Origin of the sequence: Aeromonas sp. QDB31, assembly GCF_027707605.1 — a bacterium.
GTDB classification, from domain to species: domain Bacteria; phylum Pseudomonadota; class Gammaproteobacteria; order Enterobacterales; family Aeromonadaceae; genus Aeromonas; species Aeromonas media.
The window spans coordinates 83,621-98,909 of the sequence record NZ_JAPCIX010000001.1; the positions used below are offsets into that span (position 1 = coordinate 83,621).

Annotated in this window: 14 protein-coding genes; 7 read left to right on the forward strand and 7 right to left on the reverse strand. The window is 63.2% G+C overall.

The genetic code is table 11. The annotated features are described in order from the left end of the window. Positions 1-159 precede the first annotated feature (159 nt). Genes PG898_RS00375 through djlA form a run of 3 tightly spaced genes read left to right on the forward strand, consistent with a single transcriptional unit; the run spans position 160 to position 2,691 of the window. A complete protein-coding gene (locus tag PG898_RS00375; RefSeq protein ID WP_182786256.1) occupies positions 160-1,188 on the forward strand; it encodes an aminoglycoside phosphotransferase family protein in 1,029 nt (342 codons plus the stop codon). Beyond that, the gene (murU, locus tag PG898_RS00380) at positions 1,185-1,853 is read left to right on the forward strand and encodes an N-acetylmuramate alpha-1-phosphate uridylyltransferase MurU (protein WP_182786254.1); all 669 of its coding nucleotides are present in this window, start codon (positions 1,185-1,187) and stop codon (positions 1,851-1,853) included. The genes PG898_RS00375 and murU overlap by 4 nt, the downstream gene beginning before the upstream one ends. A 19-nt stretch (positions 1,854-1,872) precedes the next feature. Then, positions 1,873-2,691, forward strand: a complete 819-nt coding sequence (gene djlA / locus PG898_RS00385; RefSeq protein ID WP_005327208.1) for a co-chaperone DjlA — start codon at positions 1,873-1,875, stop codon at positions 2,689-2,691. Between the two features lie 69 nt (positions 2,692-2,760). Here the strand turns inward: djlA and PG898_RS00390 are convergent, their stop codons facing one another. The 4 genes from PG898_RS00390 to PG898_RS00405 all read right to left on the reverse strand — a co-directional run bounded on the left by PG898_RS00390 (position 2,761) and on the right by PG898_RS00405 (position 7,726). After that, complete coding sequence (locus PG898_RS00390; RefSeq protein WP_041206332.1) at positions 2,761-4,116, reverse strand: NCS2 family permease; 1,356 nt, start codon at positions 4,114-4,116, stop codon at positions 2,761-2,763. A 265-nt stretch (positions 4,117-4,381) separates the two neighbouring features. Then, entirely contained in the window at positions 4,382-4,714 is a 333-nt protein-coding gene (locus PG898_RS00395) for a hypothetical protein (RefSeq protein ID WP_017410319.1), read from the reverse strand. A 163-nt stretch (positions 4,715-4,877) separates the two neighbouring features. Beyond that, positions 4,878-6,545, reverse strand: a complete 1,668-nt coding sequence (gene ettA / locus PG898_RS00400; RefSeq protein ID WP_270823248.1) for an energy-dependent translational throttle protein EttA — start codon at positions 6,543-6,545, stop codon at positions 4,878-4,880. 335 nt (positions 6,546-6,880) lie between these two features. Next, positions 6,881-7,726, reverse strand: a complete 846-nt coding sequence (locus PG898_RS00405) for a lytic transglycosylase domain-containing protein (protein ID WP_270823249.1) — start codon at positions 7,724-7,726, stop codon at positions 6,881-6,883. A gap of 349 nt (positions 7,727-8,075) precedes the next feature. Here PG898_RS00405 and PG898_RS00410 point away from each other — a divergent pair, with 349 nt between their 5' ends. From PG898_RS00410 to PG898_RS00420, 3 genes are all read left to right on the forward strand, one after another. Continuing rightward, the gene (locus tag PG898_RS00410) at positions 8,076-8,816 is read left to right on the forward strand and encodes a glycosyltransferase family 2 protein (RefSeq protein WP_270823251.1); all 741 of its coding nucleotides are present in this window, start codon (positions 8,076-8,078) and stop codon (positions 8,814-8,816) included. Between the two features lie 88 nt (positions 8,817-8,904). Next, positions 8,905-9,270 carry a lipid-A-disaccharide synthase N-terminal domain-containing protein gene (locus tag PG898_RS00415; RefSeq protein WP_041206328.1) on the forward strand — a complete coding sequence of 122 codons (366 nt, stop codon included), beginning with the start codon at positions 8,905-8,907 and terminating at the stop codon, positions 9,268-9,270. After that, positions 9,260-10,948: an ArnT family glycosyltransferase gene (locus PG898_RS00420; protein ID WP_270823252.1), complete on the forward strand. Its 1,689-nt coding sequence runs from the start codon at positions 9,260-9,262 to the stop codon at positions 10,946-10,948. The genes PG898_RS00415 and PG898_RS00420 overlap by 11 nt, the downstream gene beginning before the upstream one ends. A 59-nt stretch (positions 10,949-11,007) precedes the next feature. Here the strand turns inward: PG898_RS00420 and PG898_RS00425 are convergent, their stop codons facing one another. Further along, positions 11,008-12,006 carry an NAD-dependent epimerase gene (locus PG898_RS00425; protein WP_226170158.1) on the reverse strand — a complete coding sequence of 333 codons (999 nt, stop codon included), beginning with the start codon at positions 12,004-12,006 and terminating at the stop codon, positions 11,008-11,010. Continuing rightward, positions 12,003-13,364 (reverse strand): UDP-glucose dehydrogenase family protein, encoded by a 1,362-nt coding sequence (locus PG898_RS00430; RefSeq protein WP_171272513.1) that lies wholly within the window; start codon positions 13,362-13,364, stop codon positions 12,003-12,005. The genes PG898_RS00425 and PG898_RS00430 overlap by 4 nt, the downstream gene beginning before the upstream one ends. A 303-nt stretch (positions 13,365-13,667) precedes the next feature. Here PG898_RS00430 and PG898_RS00435 point away from each other — a divergent pair, with 303 nt between their 5' ends. Further along, complete coding sequence (locus PG898_RS00435; RefSeq protein ID WP_270823254.1) at positions 13,668-14,276, forward strand: YitT family protein; 609 nt, start codon at positions 13,668-13,670, stop codon at positions 14,274-14,276. A gap of 213 nt (positions 14,277-14,489) precedes the next feature. On the opposite strand, the gene PG898_RS00440 is transcribed toward PG898_RS00435, so the two are convergent. Further along, positions 14,490-15,278 carry a heme ABC transporter ATP-binding protein gene (locus tag PG898_RS00440; RefSeq protein ID WP_270823255.1) on the reverse strand — a complete coding sequence of 263 codons (789 nt, stop codon included), beginning with the start codon at positions 15,276-15,278 and terminating at the stop codon, positions 14,490-14,492. Between the last annotated feature and the right edge of the window lie 11 nt (positions 15,279-15,289).

The following is a 15,289-nucleotide window of genomic DNA, read 5'->3' on the forward strand; positions in this document are numbered from 1 at the left end:
AATCCGTAGTAAAAACGGTTGATTCAGGGCATGCATTTTATGTCAGGATCCATCGAGTTGACATTGCATGTCATTGCTTTATGTTAGCCGGCAATGATAAAGCATTATTGCGGCCAGGGCTAACAGCCAAGTGCTGCTTTCCAATTTGGTTCCCGACTCATGCACGATCGCGCTTCCCTGCTATTGCAATGGGCACGCCGGATTTCCGGTGATGCCAATCTCCAGTTGACCCTGATCTCCGGTGACGCCAGTTTCCGCCGCTACTTCCGTGGTGGTGGCCTGGTGTGGGTGGATGCTAATCCGAAAACCGAAAAAAATCATGAATTCGTTCGCAATGCGGCCGCCCTGCACGCCGTGGGGCTGCTGGCTCCCGAGGTCAGGGGGGTGGACTATGAGCAGGGCCTGCTGGCGGTGACGGATCTGGGGGATACCCAGCTTATCGGCTGCCTGAACGATGACAACGTGCTGGCCTGGTATGGCAAGGCCCTCGCCCTGCTGCCTCGGCTCGGATCGGTGGCGCTCGAGCTCGAGCCCTTCGACGAGGCCTTCATGGCGCGCGAGAACGCCATCTTCCCCGAGTGGCTGCTGGGTCATCATCTGCAACTGACCCTGAGCGCCGAGGAGCAAGGCTTGCTGGCGGAGACATTCGCCTGCCTCACCGAGAGCAACCTGGCTCAGCCTCAGGGAGTGATGCACAGAGACTTCCACAGTCGCAACCTGATGGTGTGTGGTGGCGATACGCCGGACGACAGCCAACTGGCCGTCATCGACTTCCAGGACATGGTCATCGGCCCTCTCAGCTACGACCTGGTCTCCCTGCTGAAAGACTGCTACGTGCGTTGGCCCGATGCCGTGATAGAGCAGGGCATGGGCCATGGCTTCGATACCCTGAGCCAGGCCGGTCTGCTGGGCGATCTCGATTATGTCGCTTTCCGCCGGTATGCCGATCTGACCGGCATGCAGCGCCACCTCAAGGCGGCCGGCCTCTTCACCCGTCTCTACCATCGCGACGGCAAGTCCGGCTACCTCAAGGACATCCCCCGTACCCTGGGCTACGTGGTGGATGTGTGCCACCAACATGGGGCCGAGCATCCTGTGCTGGCCCGCTTCGGCGACTGGTTGCAGCGGATTGTGCTGCCGGGCCTGACCCGAACGGCAGAGGCTCGGCGTGCCGGGGAGCCGTCATGAAGGCGATGATCCTGGCCGCAGGCCGTGGGGAGCGGATGCGCCCGCTCACCGACTTGCTGCCCAAGCCGCTGCTGGCGGTGGGGGGCAAGCCCCTCATCGTCCACCACATCGAGAAGCTCAAGGCGGCCGGTGTGATCCAGCTTGTCATCAACCACGCCTGGCTTGGCCACAAGCTGGTGGAGGCCCTCGGCGATGGCCGCCAGTTCGGGGTCGAGATCCTGTGGTCGGCGGAGGAGAGTGCGCTCGAGACTGCGGGCGGCATCGTGCAGGCATTGCCACTGCTCGGCAGCGAGCCCTTTCTGGTGATCAACGGCGATACCTGGATTGATGCCGATTATGGCGCTCTGGTGAATCAGCCGTTGGCGGATGACCTGGCCCACCTCTGGCTGGTGCCCAATCCACCTCAGCACCCTCAGGGGGATTTCTCCCTGGCGGAGGGTAGGGTGCAGGACAGCCCGGCTCTGACCTTCAGCGGCGTTGGTCTCTATCACCCGGCGGCCTTTGTCTCCTTGCCTTGCGGTGCCCGCAAGCTGGCACCCCTGCTGCGCGACTGGATGGCACAAGGCCGGGTCGGTGGCAGTCTGCTGGCCGGCGAGTGGCGGGACATAGGCACCGTCGATCGGCTGCGGGAGCTGGATGACCAGCTGCTTGCCGGCACTCATTAACATCACGAGGTCTTGAACCATGCGTATTTGGGGTAAGGTGCTTGGCGCCTTCTTCGGTTTTCTGCTCGGCAACATCTTCGGCGCCCTGCTTGGCCTCTGGATTGGCCACCGCTTCGATCGGGGCATGGGCATTCGGGGGGCATTCCAGCGAGCTCCCAGCCAGCAACAGCAGGCGGTCTTCTTCCACGCCACCTTCGCCGTCATGGGCCACATCGCCAAGGCGAGCGGTCAGGTCACCGAGCACGAGATCCGGGTCGCCTCCAGCCTGATGGACAGGATGCGACTCTCCGGCGAGCAGCGGGTGCGGGCTCAGGAGTCGTTCCGCCAGGGCAAGGAGAACGACTTCCCGCTGCGCGAAACCCTGGCGGAGTTTCGCCAGGCGAGCCTGGGGCAGCGCGACATCCTGCGCTTCTTCCTTGAGGTGCAGCTGCAGGCAGCCTTTGCCGATGGCAAGGTGGAGGCCAACGAGCGCGCCATCCTGCAGACCATAGCGGACGAGCTCGGCTTCAGCCGCATCGAGCTGGCGCGGATCCTGGCGATGGCGGAGGCGCAGATGAACTTCTTCCACCGCCAGCAGCAGGGTGGACAAGGGCAGCAATACCGGCAGGAGGCCCCCTCCCAGGATCGCCTCAAGGATGCCTACCAGCTGCTGGGGGTGAGCGAGAGCGACAGCGATCAGGATATCAAGCGCGCCTATCGCAAGGAGATGAGCAAGCATCACCCGGACAAGCTGGCCGCCAAGGGGTTGCCGCCCGAGATGATGGAGATGGCCAAGGAGAAGACTCAGGAGATCCAGCAGGCCTGGGAGTGGATCCGCGAGGCCCGCGGCATCCGTTGAACCTTGCCCTTTGTCAGCCATAAAAAAATGCCCGTCGATGACGGGCATTTTTGTATGCGAAAGCCGGGGTTAGTGGCTGTCGACCCAGACGAACTTGAGCACGAACAGCAGGGCTACCACCAGCACGCAGGGGTTGATCTCGCGCCAGCGGCCGGTGCCCGCCTTCATCACGCAGTAGGAGATGAAGCCCACGGCTATCCCCTCGGTGATGGAGAAGCTGAACGGCATCATCACTGCGGTCATGAAGGCCGGTACCGCTTCGGTCAGGTCTTCCCACTTGACCCGGGTCAGCTCGGAGCACATCAGCACGCCCACGTAGATAAGGGCGCCCGCAGCAGCGTACGCGGGCACCATGGCGGCGACCGGGGAGAAGAAGATCGCCAGCAGGAACAACACGCCGACCACGATGGCGGTGAGGCCGGTACGACCGCCGACGGCCACCCCTGAGCTGCTCTCGATGTACGCCGTCACGGAGGAGGTGCCCATGAAGGCGCCGCCGACCGAGCTCACGCTGTCCACTACCAGCGCCTGCTTCATACGCGGGAAGTGACCGCGATCATCGGCCAGCTTGGCGCGGTTGGTGACGCCGATCAGGGTGCCGGAAGAGTCGAACAGGTTGACCAGCATGAAGGAGAAGATGATCCCGGCCAGGCTTATGTCCAGAGACCCCATCAGGTCCAGCTGACCGAAGACGGGGGTGATGCTCGGCGGCACAGAGACGAAGCCCTTGAAGGTCACATCGCCAAACAGCCAGCCCAGGGTGGTGGTGACCACAATGGCGATCAGTACGGCGGAGTGCACGCCGCGGGCGGAGAAGATGCAGATAAGGAAGAAGCCGAGCAGCCCCAGCAGGCAGGGCAGGGAGGTGAGGTTGCCCACGGTCACCATGGTGGCGGGGCTCGCCACTACGATGCCGGCGTTGTGCAGGCCGAGCAGGGCGATGAGCAGGCCTATGCCGGCCGTGATGCCGACCCGCAGGGTGAGGGGGATGTTGGCAATCAGCCAGTAGCGTACCCGCAGCAGGGTGAGGATCAGCAGACCCAGGGCGCCCCAGAAGATGGTGCCCATGCCGACCTGCCAGGAATAACCCATGCCGGCCACTACCACGAAGGCGAAGAAGGCATTCAGCCCCATGGCTGGAGCCAGGGCGATGGGCAGGTTGGCGAGCAGACCCATCAGGATGCTGCCGATGCCGGCGATGAGGCAGGTAGTGACGAACACTGCCTGGGTGTCCATGCCCGCCGCAGAGAGGATCTGCGGATTGACGAACACTATGTAGACCATGGTCAGGAAGGTGGTGATGCCGGCGATGACCTCGGTACGGGCCGTGGTGCCATGGCCTTTCAGGGCAAACAGGCGCTCGAGCAATCCTTGCCCGGCGGCCGGATTGGCTGCCTGCTCTGTGGCGTTGTGTGGTTGATTCATGTTGGATTCCAATGGGTGACGTGAAATAAGCAGCAGGCGAACAGTCAACTCCATCCATGGGGGCTGGGTTGCCCTGTTTCTGGCGACTGAGCGACCAGACTCGTCCTGATACCGTGACAGCGCGCACATTTTTACACAGGCGGCGACGTTTACAAACCCCGGATCTGCGAGGCGGATCAATGAATAGAGCAAAAATTCAAACGTTTGCCCTGCCGAAAATAAAAAAGGTTCTCGCTGGAGAACCTTTTGCGCGGGCAGCTGCCCATCAGAGGGTCTTGAAGTAGCGCTCCACCAGTTGGGCCAGCACGGAGTCGAGGGTCTCCTGCACTTCCCCCAGCTCCCGCCCCAGGCGGCGCAGAAACAGGCTGGCCTGCTCCTCGGTCAGCTTGCGGCCGTCGATGAAAAACTCCTGCTCCGGCAACTGCTTGTCATAGCGGGGCAGTAGGGTCCAGTTCACCAGCTCGGGCTCCACGGCGGCGAAGATCTTGGCGGCGGCGGTGCAGAAGGTCTCGATGTGCGCCTTGCCATCCGGCCCGAGGCAGCCGGGCTCGACCCGGATCTGGATGGTCAGTTTCTTCTCTGTGGGCTGGGTCGTCATCTTGCTACATCCATGCATAAGGTATCCGTCTTGGATTGTAAGCGATCGGGCACAAGAAAGGGGAGCCTGGGCTCCCCTTGTGGCATGTACCGGTTTACTTGGCGATGCGCTTGTCGTGATGGGAACGGTGCGGCTGATACAGAAGCCGCACTTGTTTGCCCTGTTACTTGGCGATGCGCTTGTACTTGGCGCGGTGCGGCTGGATGGCCTCGGCGCCGTAGGTCTTCTTCTTCCACTCTTCGTATTCGGTGAAGTTGCCCTCGAAGAAGGCGATCTTGCCCTCGTCCTGGTAGTCCAGGATGTGGGTGGCGATGCGGTCGAGGAACCAGCGGTCGTGGGAGATGACCATGGCGCAACCCGGGAACTCCAGCAGGGCGTTCTCGAGGGCGCGCAGGGTTTCGATGTCCAGATCGTTGGTCGGTTCATCCAAGAGCAGCACGTTGCCGCCGGTCTGCAGCAGCTTGGCCAGGTGCAGACGGCCGCGTTCACCACCGGACAGCTCGCCAACCCGCTTCTGCTGATCGGCGCCCTTGAAGTTGAAGCGGCCGATGTAGGCGCGGCTCGGGAACTCGTAGTTGCCGATGCGCAGGATGTCCTGGCCGTCGGCGACTTCCTCGAACACCGTCTTCTTGTCGTTCATGCTGTCGCGGAACTGGTCCACCGAGGCCAGCACCACGGTCTCACCCAGGGTGATGGAACCGGAGTCCGGCTGCTCCTGACCCGACATCATGCGGAACAGGGTCGATTTACCGGCACCGTTCGGACCGATGATGCCGACGATGGCCCCCTTCGGAATGGAGAAGGAGAGATCGTCGATCAGCTGGCGGTCACCGTAGGACTTGCAGAGGTTCGCCACTTCCACCACCTTGTCGCCGAGGCGCGGTCCGGGCGGAATGAACAGCTCGTTGGTCTCGTTGCGCTTCTGGTAGTCGTTGGTGTTGAGCTCCTCGAAGCGAGCCATACGGGCCTTGGACTTGGCCTGACGGCCTTTCGGGTTCTGGCGAACCCACTCCAGTTCCTTCTCGATGGACTTGCGACGGGCCGCTTCGGAACTGGCTTCCTGAGCCAGACGGGCGTCCTTCTGCTCCAGCCAGGAGGAGTAGTTGCCTTCCCAGGGGATACCCTCGCCGCGGTCCAGCTCCAGGATCCAGCCCGCCACGTTGTCGAGGAAGTAACGGTCGTGGGTAATGGCGACGACAGTGCCCTCGTAGTCGTGCAGGAAGCGCTCCAGCCAGGCCACGGATTCCGCATCCAGGTGGTTGGTCGGTTCGTCCAGCAGCAGCATGTCCGGCTTTTCCAGCAGCAGACGGCACAGGGCTACCCGGCGGCGCTCACCCCCGGAGAGGTGCTTGATCTGGGCGTCCCAGGCCGGCAGGCGCAGGGCGTCGGCCGCGCGCTCCAGCTGGTTCTCCATGTTGTGACCACCCTGGGCGGCGATGATGGCTTCCAGCTCGCCCTGTTCGCGGGCCAGCTTGTCAAAATCTGCATCCGGGTCGGCGTAGGCCGCATAGACCTCATCCAGGCGAGCCATGGCGCGTTTCACCTCGCCGACCGCCTCTTCCACCGCCTCGCGGACTGTCTGCTCCGGATCCAGCTTCGGCTCCTGGGGCAGGTAGCCGATCTTGATGCCGGGTTGCGGACGGGCTTCCCCTTCGATCTCGGTGTCGATCCCCGCCATGATGCGCAGCAGGGTGGATTTACCGGCGCCGTTCAGACCCAGTACGCCTATCTTGGCGCCCGGGAAGAAGGAGAGGGAGATGTTCTTGAGGATATGACGCTTGGGCGGCACGACCTTGCCGACCCTGTTCATGGTGTAAATAAATTGAGCCATTGGCTAATTCTCTTCCTTTTCAGCAGTTTAATGTCTTTGCATTAACAAACTGACGTCGTGGTGGGGCCTGGTCGGCAGGGGCCGACCCGGTTCCAAAAAACCCGTCGATTGTAAACCAATGGGAAGAGGGCGGCAAAGTAGACAACCGGGGACATGTTGTGCAGAGAGTCCTTTCGGCAGAGGGGAAAGAAGAGGGGAGATAAGAGGGAGCGCCACAGGACAAACGGTTGGCCAGATTCCGCGGTGTGCGGGCTTAAGACTTCCTTAAGCCTGGCTCGATAGGATTCATCACGTTACCGTGAGGCGCCATGGGTTCTGCTTGCTTATGCCAGCCGTCAGCGTGGCCGTTTGATCACCTTGGTCGGGTCCTGCCCCGAGTAGTAGAGCACCCGTTGTACATACTCCTGGGTCTCCTGGTAGGGCGGTACGCCGCCATAACGGATCACGGCCTGCTCACCGGCGTTGTAGGCGGCACTGATCCTGACCCAGTCAGTGCCAAACTGTTTCTCCAGCCACTTCAAGTAGATCATGGCACCGCGGATGTTCTGCTGTGCATCGAAGGGGCGGGTCACGCCGAAGCGTACCTGGGTTTCGGGAATCAGCTGCATGACCCCTTGCGCCTGCTTGGGGGAGACGGCGGTGCTGTTGAGATTCGACTCGGCGATGGCGATGGCGAGCGCCAGCTGGGGGTCGACCTTGTGACGGTGGGCAGCCTGGCGGATCATGACGGCCAGCTTCTGCTTGGTACGGGATTGCCGGGCCAGATAGCTATCCTGATCGAAGGGCGTGCTGGGGCGCACCCAGGGGGTGCCTCCTCCACCCCCGCCGATACCGCAAGTGCCAAGGGGGGCATTGCCTACCCGCTCGTTGTAGTAGCGAGCCGCTTGCTGATTGCCGAGGCGCATGGCCATGGCGAGGTAGGCGTTGGCGTGGCGGGCGCTGCGGATCCCCTGAGGCCCGCGAGCCAGCAGGCGGCCGATGCGATAATAGGCCTCCGGGTTACCAAGGTTGGCTGCGGTGCAGTAGTGGGCGATGGCCTGCCTCGGGTTGCCTTGTTCCATGGCGGCGCCCTGACGCAGGGCACTCATCGCCTTCGGGGCCTGGCGAAAGGCATCGGCATGGGAGGATGGTGTGACAAGCAGTAGCAGGAGTCCCCAGCTCCAGGTGCAGAGTCTCTGCATGATGGATACCTCGTCTTTCGTATCCGCAAGATATAGGTGCGATATGGGGGGGTTGCCAGCCAGGAGATGGAACATCTGGTTATGTGTTCGGCCATCAGAGATGAAAACGGTATGGAACTTTTGGCAGAGAAGGAAAAGACTCTGGCGACGAACGCCAGGTGGCTGCACTTCGCGACCCTTTCTCCATGGCACAACTCAAATTGATAGATTTATTATTTTTGTGGCAATAGACTGCCGATCTTGCTGCCTAACGCCTTGTATTTGCATGATGTTAGTCACCTTGTCGATAAAATAGAAATGGGGGCGCAGTCGAACCGATTGCATCCTTCGTCATGATTGGGAAGCGCATATGGTTGATTCAATCGAGGTCTCTGTCGTGGTGCCCGCCAAGGATGAGCGGGACAATCTGGCCCCCCTCATCGGCGAGATCGATGCCGCGTTGGCGGGGAAATACAGCTACGAGCTGATCTATGTGGACGATGGCAGCGAGGATGACAGCTACGCCCTGCTCTGCGGTCTGAAGGCGCAATTCCCCGCGCTGCAGGTGGTGCGTCATGCGAGGGCCGTCGGCCAGAGCATGGCGGTACTGAGTGGCGTGCGCCACGGCCGCGGTGACTGGCTGGTGGTGCTGGATGGCGATGGTCAGAACGATCCGGCCGATATTCCCGCCATGCTGGAGGAGGCCAAGCTCCGTTTCGCGGCGGACAAGAGCCAGGTCGGGCTCATCGGCCATCGCGTCAATCGGCGCGATGACTGGGTGAAGCGCCTCTCGTCCAAACTCGCGAACGGTTTTCGCGATCTGCTGCTGCGGGATGGCATCCCGGATACCGGCTGCGGCCTCAAGGTGGTGCGCCGTGACTGGTATCTGCGCCTGCCCGGCTTCAACCATATGCACCGCTACATCCCGGCCCTGATCCAGGCCCAGGGTGGCCGTATGTCCCCCTGGCCGGTCAACCACAGACCCAGGCAGGCGGGTGTCTCCAAATATGGCGTCTGGAACCGGCTCTGGGTCGGGTTGGTGGACGTGGTCGGCGTCTGGTGGTTGCAGCGCCGCTCCAAGGTGGTCGAGATCAGGGAGACATTGGAGTGATGGAGATCCTGCTTTCGTTGCCGTCGATCTGGCTGGACCGGGATGAGCTTGCCCTGCATGTCGGCGGGTTGCACCTGGGAGGATGGCGATGATCGATGCCCTGCTCTCCATGGAGCTGACCTGGTTCGACTGGACTGGCCTGCATGTGACGGGCTGGAAGATCATCGGCTACACGGGGGCGCTGATGTTCGGCGGCCGCTGGCTGGTGCAGTTCGTCGCCTCCAAGCGCGCCGGCAAGCCGGTGATCCCGCGCCTGTTCTGGTACATGAGCGTGCTCGGCAGCCTGATGACCCTGAGCTACTTCGTCTTCTCGCCCAAACAGGACTCGGTTGGCGTGTTGCAGAACCTCTTCCCCACCTTTACCGCGCTCTACAGCCTCTATCTGGATATCCAGCACAGAGGCTGGAAGCGGGACAAAGTCGTCAACGACTATGAGGCTCGTCATGGTAAATGACCGTTTCCTGCTCAATCAAAGATCTCTCGGCTGGCTGCTGCTGATCGCGTTGGTGGTGCTGGGTGCAGGCCTCGGGCTGCGGGATCCCTGGCCCGCCGACGAGCCGCGCTTCGCCCTGATCGCCAAGGAGATGGTGGAGAGCGGGCAATGGCTCTTCCCCATGCGCGGTGGCGAGATCTACCCGGACAAACCCCCCATGTTTATGTGGGGGATAGCACTGGGGTATCTGCTGACCGGTTCCATCAAGGTGGCGTTTCTGCTGCCCTCCCTGCTGGCGGGTCTGCTGACCATCACGCTGGTGTGGGACATGGGCCGCCGCCTGTGGAACCCCTCGGTGGGCTTCCTGGCAGGGCTGTTGCTGCTGTTTACCGTCCAGTTCACCCTGCAGGCCAAGACGGCGCAGATCGATGCGCTGGTCACCTTCTTCATCACCCTCGGCGTCTACGGCTTCGTCTGCTTCCTGCTCTGCGGTGGCGGCTGGCGCTGGTACTGGCTCGGCTGGTTCGCCGCCGGGCTTGGCATCATCACCAAGGGGGTGGGGCTGCTGGCCTTGCTAATCCTGATCCCTGCGATCTGGACCCACCGCGAGAAGATCCGTGCCGCCTCCAGGAGCGACTGGCTCAAGGGGCTGACGGGGCCGCTGTTCATGCTGCTGGCCATCGGCCTGTGGCTGGTGCCCATGTTGCTCGCCGTGGCCCAGAGCGGGGATCCCGTGCTGCAGGCCTACCGGGACAACATACTGCTGCGCCAGACGGTGACCCGCTATACCAACGCCTGGCATCACGTCAAACCGTTCTGGTACTACCTCACCTCGGTGATCCCGCCGTTCTGGCTGCCGGTCTCCCTGCTGCTGCCCTGGCTGGTGGTGGCGTGGCGCAAGGCCATCCAGGGGCAGGACAAGCGGATCATCCTGCTACTCGGCTACCTGGTGCTGGTGATCGTCTTCTTCTCGGTATCGCCGGGCAAGCGCGGCGTCTACGTCACGCCGGGCACGCCGGCGCTGGCCCTGCTGACGGCTCCCTTCGTCGCCGAGCTGCTGGCGCGGGTCTGGCCCGCTCGCCTGCTGGGCGGGCTCGGCTGGCTGTTGGGGATCATCTGTTTGGGCGGGGCGGGGGCGCTGGCATTCAGCGCCAAGCTGGCGAGCAAGCTGGGGGATCTGGGCCCGGCGCCCTGGCTGCCCCTACTGGCGATGGGGGCGGCGTTGCTGCTGCTCAACGCCTTGCTGCGCCGGGCGCCGCTCAGTGCCATCCTCTGCTCGCTTGCGGTGGGCTGGCTGTTCTACTCCAGCTGGATCTGCGTGAAGCTCAACGACATGCGCACCCCGGAGGGGGTGATGGCGCTGGCGGCGCAGCAGGTGCCTGTGGGCGACGAGCTGTTGCTGGCCGGCTTCAAGGAACAGCATCTGCTGTTCGCTCTACAACCCGTGCGCCATTATCCTTACCTGCTGGGGGACGGGGAACAGGCCCGCGAGGCGGCGGCCTGGGTGGCGGCCGCGCCCAGGCGCCATGTGCTGGGCAGCGCGGATCTGATGGTGCTGTGTTTCGAGCCAGAGAAGATGGAAAACCTCGGCAACCGCCATCGCACCGACTGGCTGCTGGCTGGCGTGGATGCCCTCAAGCCGGCATGCCAGGGGTTGACTCCCCGGCTCGAACCTTTCCGTTATACCCCGGGCCCCTGAGGCCGGACACAGCAAAAGGGGCTGCCACTGGCAGCCCCTTTTCATCTCAGGAAACGGGGTCAGACCCGATAGTAGGTCTTGTACCAGTCGACGAAGCTTTCGACGCCTTCTTGCAGCGCCATCTTGGGTTTATAACCGGTCGCCTCGAACAGCGCCTCGGTGTCGGCCCAGGTGGCGAGCACGTCGCCGGGCTGCATGGGCAGCAGGTTGCGGATCGCCGGCTTGCCGAGCGCCGTCTCGATGGCCTCCACGAAGTCCAGCAGCCGCACCGGGCTGCCGTTGCCGATGTTGTAGAGGCGATAAGGCGCCGGGCTGGCGTCGGTCTGCCCCCGCCAGTTCGGGTCGCCGACCGGCGGCCGATCCGCGACCCGCACTATCCCCTCCACGATGTCGTCGACATGGGTGAAGTCCCGGCTGAGCTGGCCCTGGTTGTAGATATCGATGGGCTCCCCCGCGAGGATGGCGCGCACGAACTTGAACAGCGCCATGTCGGGGCGACCCCAGGGGCCATAGACGGTGAAGAAGCGCAGGCCCGTGGTGGGCAGGCCGTAGAGGTGGGAGTAGGAGTGGGCCATCAGCTCGTTGGCCTTCTTGCTCGCCGCGTAGAGGGAGACAGGGTGATCCACCCCGTCCGAGGTCTTGAACGGCATCTGCTCGTTCAGGCCGTACACCGAGCTGGAGGAGGCGTAGACTAGGTGCTTGACCCCGTGATGGCGACACCCCTCCAGCACGGTCAGGGTGCCAGTGAGATTGCTGTCGGCATAGGCAAAGGGGTTGTCCAGTGAATAGCGTACCCCGGCCTGGGCTCCCAGATGGATCACCCGCTCGAACTGCTCCCGGGCAAACAGCGCCGCCATGGCGACCCGGTCGGCGAGGTCCATCCGCTCGAAGCGAAAGCCGGGCAGGGGGCTGAGCCGTGCGAGGCGCGCCTCCTTCAGGCTGACCTCGTAGTAGTCGTTGAGATTGTCGATGCCGACCACCTGATGACCGTCGTGGCAGAGCCTCTGCACCACATGGAAGCCGATGAATCCGGTGGCACCGGTGACCAGATATTTCATTGCCGTTGCTCCTTGTGCAGTCCGGTGGCCAGGCTGTCGCCCCGGCCGATGGCGTAGTAGGTAAAGCCGCGCTGGTGCAGGCGGGCCGGATCATAGAGGTTGCGACCGTCGATGATGACGGCCTGTTTCAAGGTACGCTGTATCAGCTCGAAGTCCGGGGCGCGGAACTGCTGCCATTCGGTGCAGATGAGCAGGGCGTCGGCTCCCTTGAGGGCCGCTTCCTGAGTACCGCACAGAGTCAGATCGTCCCGCAGGCCATAGAGACGCTGGGCCTCGGTCATTGCCTCGGGATCGAACGCCTGCACCTTGCCGCCAGCGGCCCAGATCGCCTCCATCAGCACCCGGCTCGGTGCCTCGCGCATGTCGTCGGTGTTGGGCTTGAAGGCCAGGCCCCAGAGGGCGAAGGTCCGTCCCGTCAGATCGCTGCCGAAGTGCTGCTGCAGGCGGGCCATGAGCTTGTGCTTCTGGCCGTCGTTGACCCGTTCCACCGCATGCAGCAGGGGGGCATCGCAGCCTGCCTCGCTGGCAGTGTGGATCAGCGCCTTGACGTCCTTGGGGAAGCAGGAGCCGCCATAGCCGCAGCCGGGATAGATGAAGTGGTGGCCGATGCGCGGGTCGGCGCCTATGCCCTTGCGTACTTCTTCGATGTCGGCGCCGAGCTTCTCCGCCAGGGTGGCCATCTCGTTCATGAAGGAGATCTTGGTGGCCAGCATGGCGTTGGCGGCATACTTGGTCAGCTCGGCGCTGCGGGCGTCCATCTGGATGATGCGATCCCGATTACGGTTGAAGGGGGCATAGAGCTCCTCAAGCAGAGACATGGCGTGGGCCGAACCGGTACCGATGATGATGCGATCCGGCCGCAGGCAGTCGGCCACTGCGGCCCCCTCCTTGAGAAACTCCGGGTTGGAGACCACCTCGAGGGGGAGGTCGACCCCGCGCTCTGCAAGGATGGAGGCGATATGCTGGTGCACCCGGTTGGCGGTGCCGACCGGCACTGTGCTCTTGTTGACCACCACCTTGCCGCCCTGCATCAGCCGGCCTATGGTGCCGGCCACCGCCAGCACGTGCTTGAGATCGGCCGAGCCATCTTCATCCGGCGGGGTGCCGACCGCGATGAAGATGAGTTCGGCAAAACCCACCCCCTCGGCCACATCCGTGGTGAACAGCAGACGGCCTGCCTGGTGGTTGGTCTGTACCAGGGGGGCGAGGCCGGGCTCGAAGATGGGGATGATACCCTCTCTCAGCCGCTCGACTTTGGCTGCGTCCACATCCACACAGGTCACCCTGTGGCCCATCTCGGCCAGTACGGCGGCCTGAACCAGTCCCACATAACCTATTCCAAATACGCTGACTCTCATCTGCTGTCGCTCCGCAGCCAGTGGCAAGGGAGTCATTTTAGAACGATTCTGACTCGCTGACAGCGAGATACCCTGGGTTTTTCAGGTTATCTTCAGGCTGGGAGGGGAGAGGGCATGACATATTTTGGTGCAAGGGTTGTAACGCAGCGCTGACGCGCACCATTTCGGCGCATGCGATCCCGTACTTGTGATCCGGGTCACTCAAAATGGACACTGTGACCATAACGAAGTCCCGACTCACGGGGCTCGCGCCCGTCATCGGGCCTCAGACACTCTTTTCACTTCGCTACTGGACATAAGGTTATGGACAACACTCCCCGTTCGGCCCATCCGCTCTATGAGGATGTGCTCGCCCTGCTGACCGCGGCAGGCTTCGTTTCCCTCGGCATCTTCCTGTTTCATCAGGTCGGTCTGCTCACCGGCGGCACCGCCGGATTGGCGCTGCTGTTGCAGCAGGTCACAGGCCTGAGCTTCGGCCTGCTGTTCTTCACCATGAACCTGCCGTTCTACGCCCTGGCCTGGCTCAGGATGGGGTCGCGCTTCACCCTCAACACCTTCGCCGCCGTGGCCACCGTCTCCTTCATGACGGATCACCTCAACGCCGTGCTGCAGATAGGCAAGATAGAGCCCGTCTATGCGGCTTTGATCGGTGGCACCCTGATCGGCATGGGGCTGCTCATCATGTTCCGCCACAAGGCGAGCCTGGGTGGCTTCAATATCCTGGCGCTCTTCATCCAGGACAGGTTCGGCATCCGGGCAGGCAAGCTGCAGATGGGACTGGATTGCGCCATCGTCGTCGCCTCCTTCTTCGTGGTCTCTCCCTGGCTGCTGGTACTCTCCGTGGTGGCCGCCATCATCTGTAACCTGGTGTTGACACTCAATCACAAGCCGGGCCGCTACCAGATCGCCTGACCAATCCCGCAGACAAAAACAAACAGAGCGCCCGAGGGCGCTCTGTTTGTTTCTGAATCTCACCAATATGCCGGCCAATCACACCACCATGGGTTGTTCCATGTCGGGGTGGTGGATGGCTGGTACGGGATGGTCGTGGACTGAGAGGGCGATGCGCCCGCCATCACACCGCCATGGCGGACTGCCCCGTCTCGGGATGGTGGATGAACGGCATCACACCACCATGGGTTGTCCGGTCTCGGGGTGGTGGATCACCTCGGCCGGGTAGTCGTAGAGCCGAGCGATGAGCGCCGGGGTGAGCACCTCGGCCGGGGGGCCGTCCGCCATCAGGCGACCGCGCTCCAGCATCACCAGCCGATCGGCGTAACGGGCCGCCAGATTGAGGTCGTGCAGCACCACCAGCACGGCGGTGTTGCGACCGGCCAGGGCGCGGGCCATGGTGAGCAGCTGGTGCTGGTACTTGAGGTCGAGGGCCGAGGTGGGTTCGTCGAGCAGCAGCAGCCGCGCTTGCTGCGGTTCGTCCGGGGCCTGCCAGATCTGGGCCAGCACCCGGGCGAACTGCACCCGCTGGCGCTCCCCGCCGGAGAGGCCGGGGTAGAGGCGGCCCGTCAGGTGATCCACCCCGGCGTGGGTCATGGCGGCACGCACAATCTGGTCGCGTCGGCTGGCGGGCTCGCTGTGGGGCAGCCGGCCCATGGCCACCACCTCTTCGCACAGGAAAGGGAAACTCAGGGACGAGCTTTGCGGCAGCACCCCGAGCCTGTGGGCCAGCGCGTTGCCGGCCCACTCCTGGCGTTTCTGGCCGAACAGGGCGATGGTTCCCTCATGTGCCAGCTCGCCGGTCAGGCATTTGAGCAGCGAGCTTTTTCCGGCGCCATTCGGGCCGAGCAGGGCGGTCAGACTGCCGGCCTGCAGCTCGAGATCCAGGCGGTTCAGAATGAGGCGGTTGCCCAGGTGGAGGCTGAGCTCCCGGCAGACAAGCAGGGGGGGGGATCCTGGCAAGGTGGCGTTCT

Coding starts and splice junctions, on each gene's coding strand:
- PG898_RS00425 (WP_226170158.1), bottom strand. CDS start 12,006: ATGAAATATCTGGTCACCGGTGCCACCGGATTCATCGGCTTCCATGTG.
- PG898_RS00430 (WP_171272513.1), bottom strand. CDS start 13,364: ATGAGAGTCAGCGTATTTGGAATAGGTTATGTGGGACTGGTTCAGGCC.
- PG898_RS00395 (WP_017410319.1), bottom strand. CDS start 4,714: ATGACGACCCAGCCCACAGAGAAGAAACTGACCATCCAGATCCGGGTC.
- PG898_RS00415 (WP_041206328.1), top strand. CDS start 8,905: ATGATCGATGCCCTGCTCTCCATGGAGCTGACCTGGTTCGACTGGACT.
- PG898_RS00410 (WP_270823251.1), top strand. CDS start 8,076: ATGGTTGATTCAATCGAGGTCTCTGTCGTGGTGCCCGCCAAGGATGAG.
- PG898_RS00375 (WP_182786256.1), top strand. CDS start 160: ATGCACGATCGCGCTTCCCTGCTATTGCAATGGGCACGCCGGATTTCC.
- murU (WP_182786254.1), top strand. CDS start 1,185: ATGAAGGCGATGATCCTGGCCGCAGGCCGTGGGGAGCGGATGCGCCCG.
- djlA (WP_005327208.1), top strand. CDS start 1,873: ATGCGTATTTGGGGTAAGGTGCTTGGCGCCTTCTTCGGTTTTCTGCTC.
- PG898_RS00405 (WP_270823249.1), bottom strand. CDS start 7,726: ATGCAGAGACTCTGCACCTGGAGCTGGGGACTCCTGCTACTGCTTGTC.
- PG898_RS00390 (WP_041206332.1), bottom strand. CDS start 4,116: ATGAATCAACCACACAACGCCACAGAGCAGGCAGCCAATCCGGCCGCC.
- PG898_RS00420 (WP_270823252.1), top strand. CDS start 9,260: ATGGTAAATGACCGTTTCCTGCTCAATCAAAGATCTCTCGGCTGGCTG.
- PG898_RS00435 (WP_270823254.1), top strand. CDS start 13,668: ATGGACAACACTCCCCGTTCGGCCCATCCGCTCTATGAGGATGTGCTC.
- ettA (WP_270823248.1), bottom strand. CDS start 6,545: ATGGCTCAATTTATTTACACCATGAACAGGGTCGGCAAGGTCGTGCCG.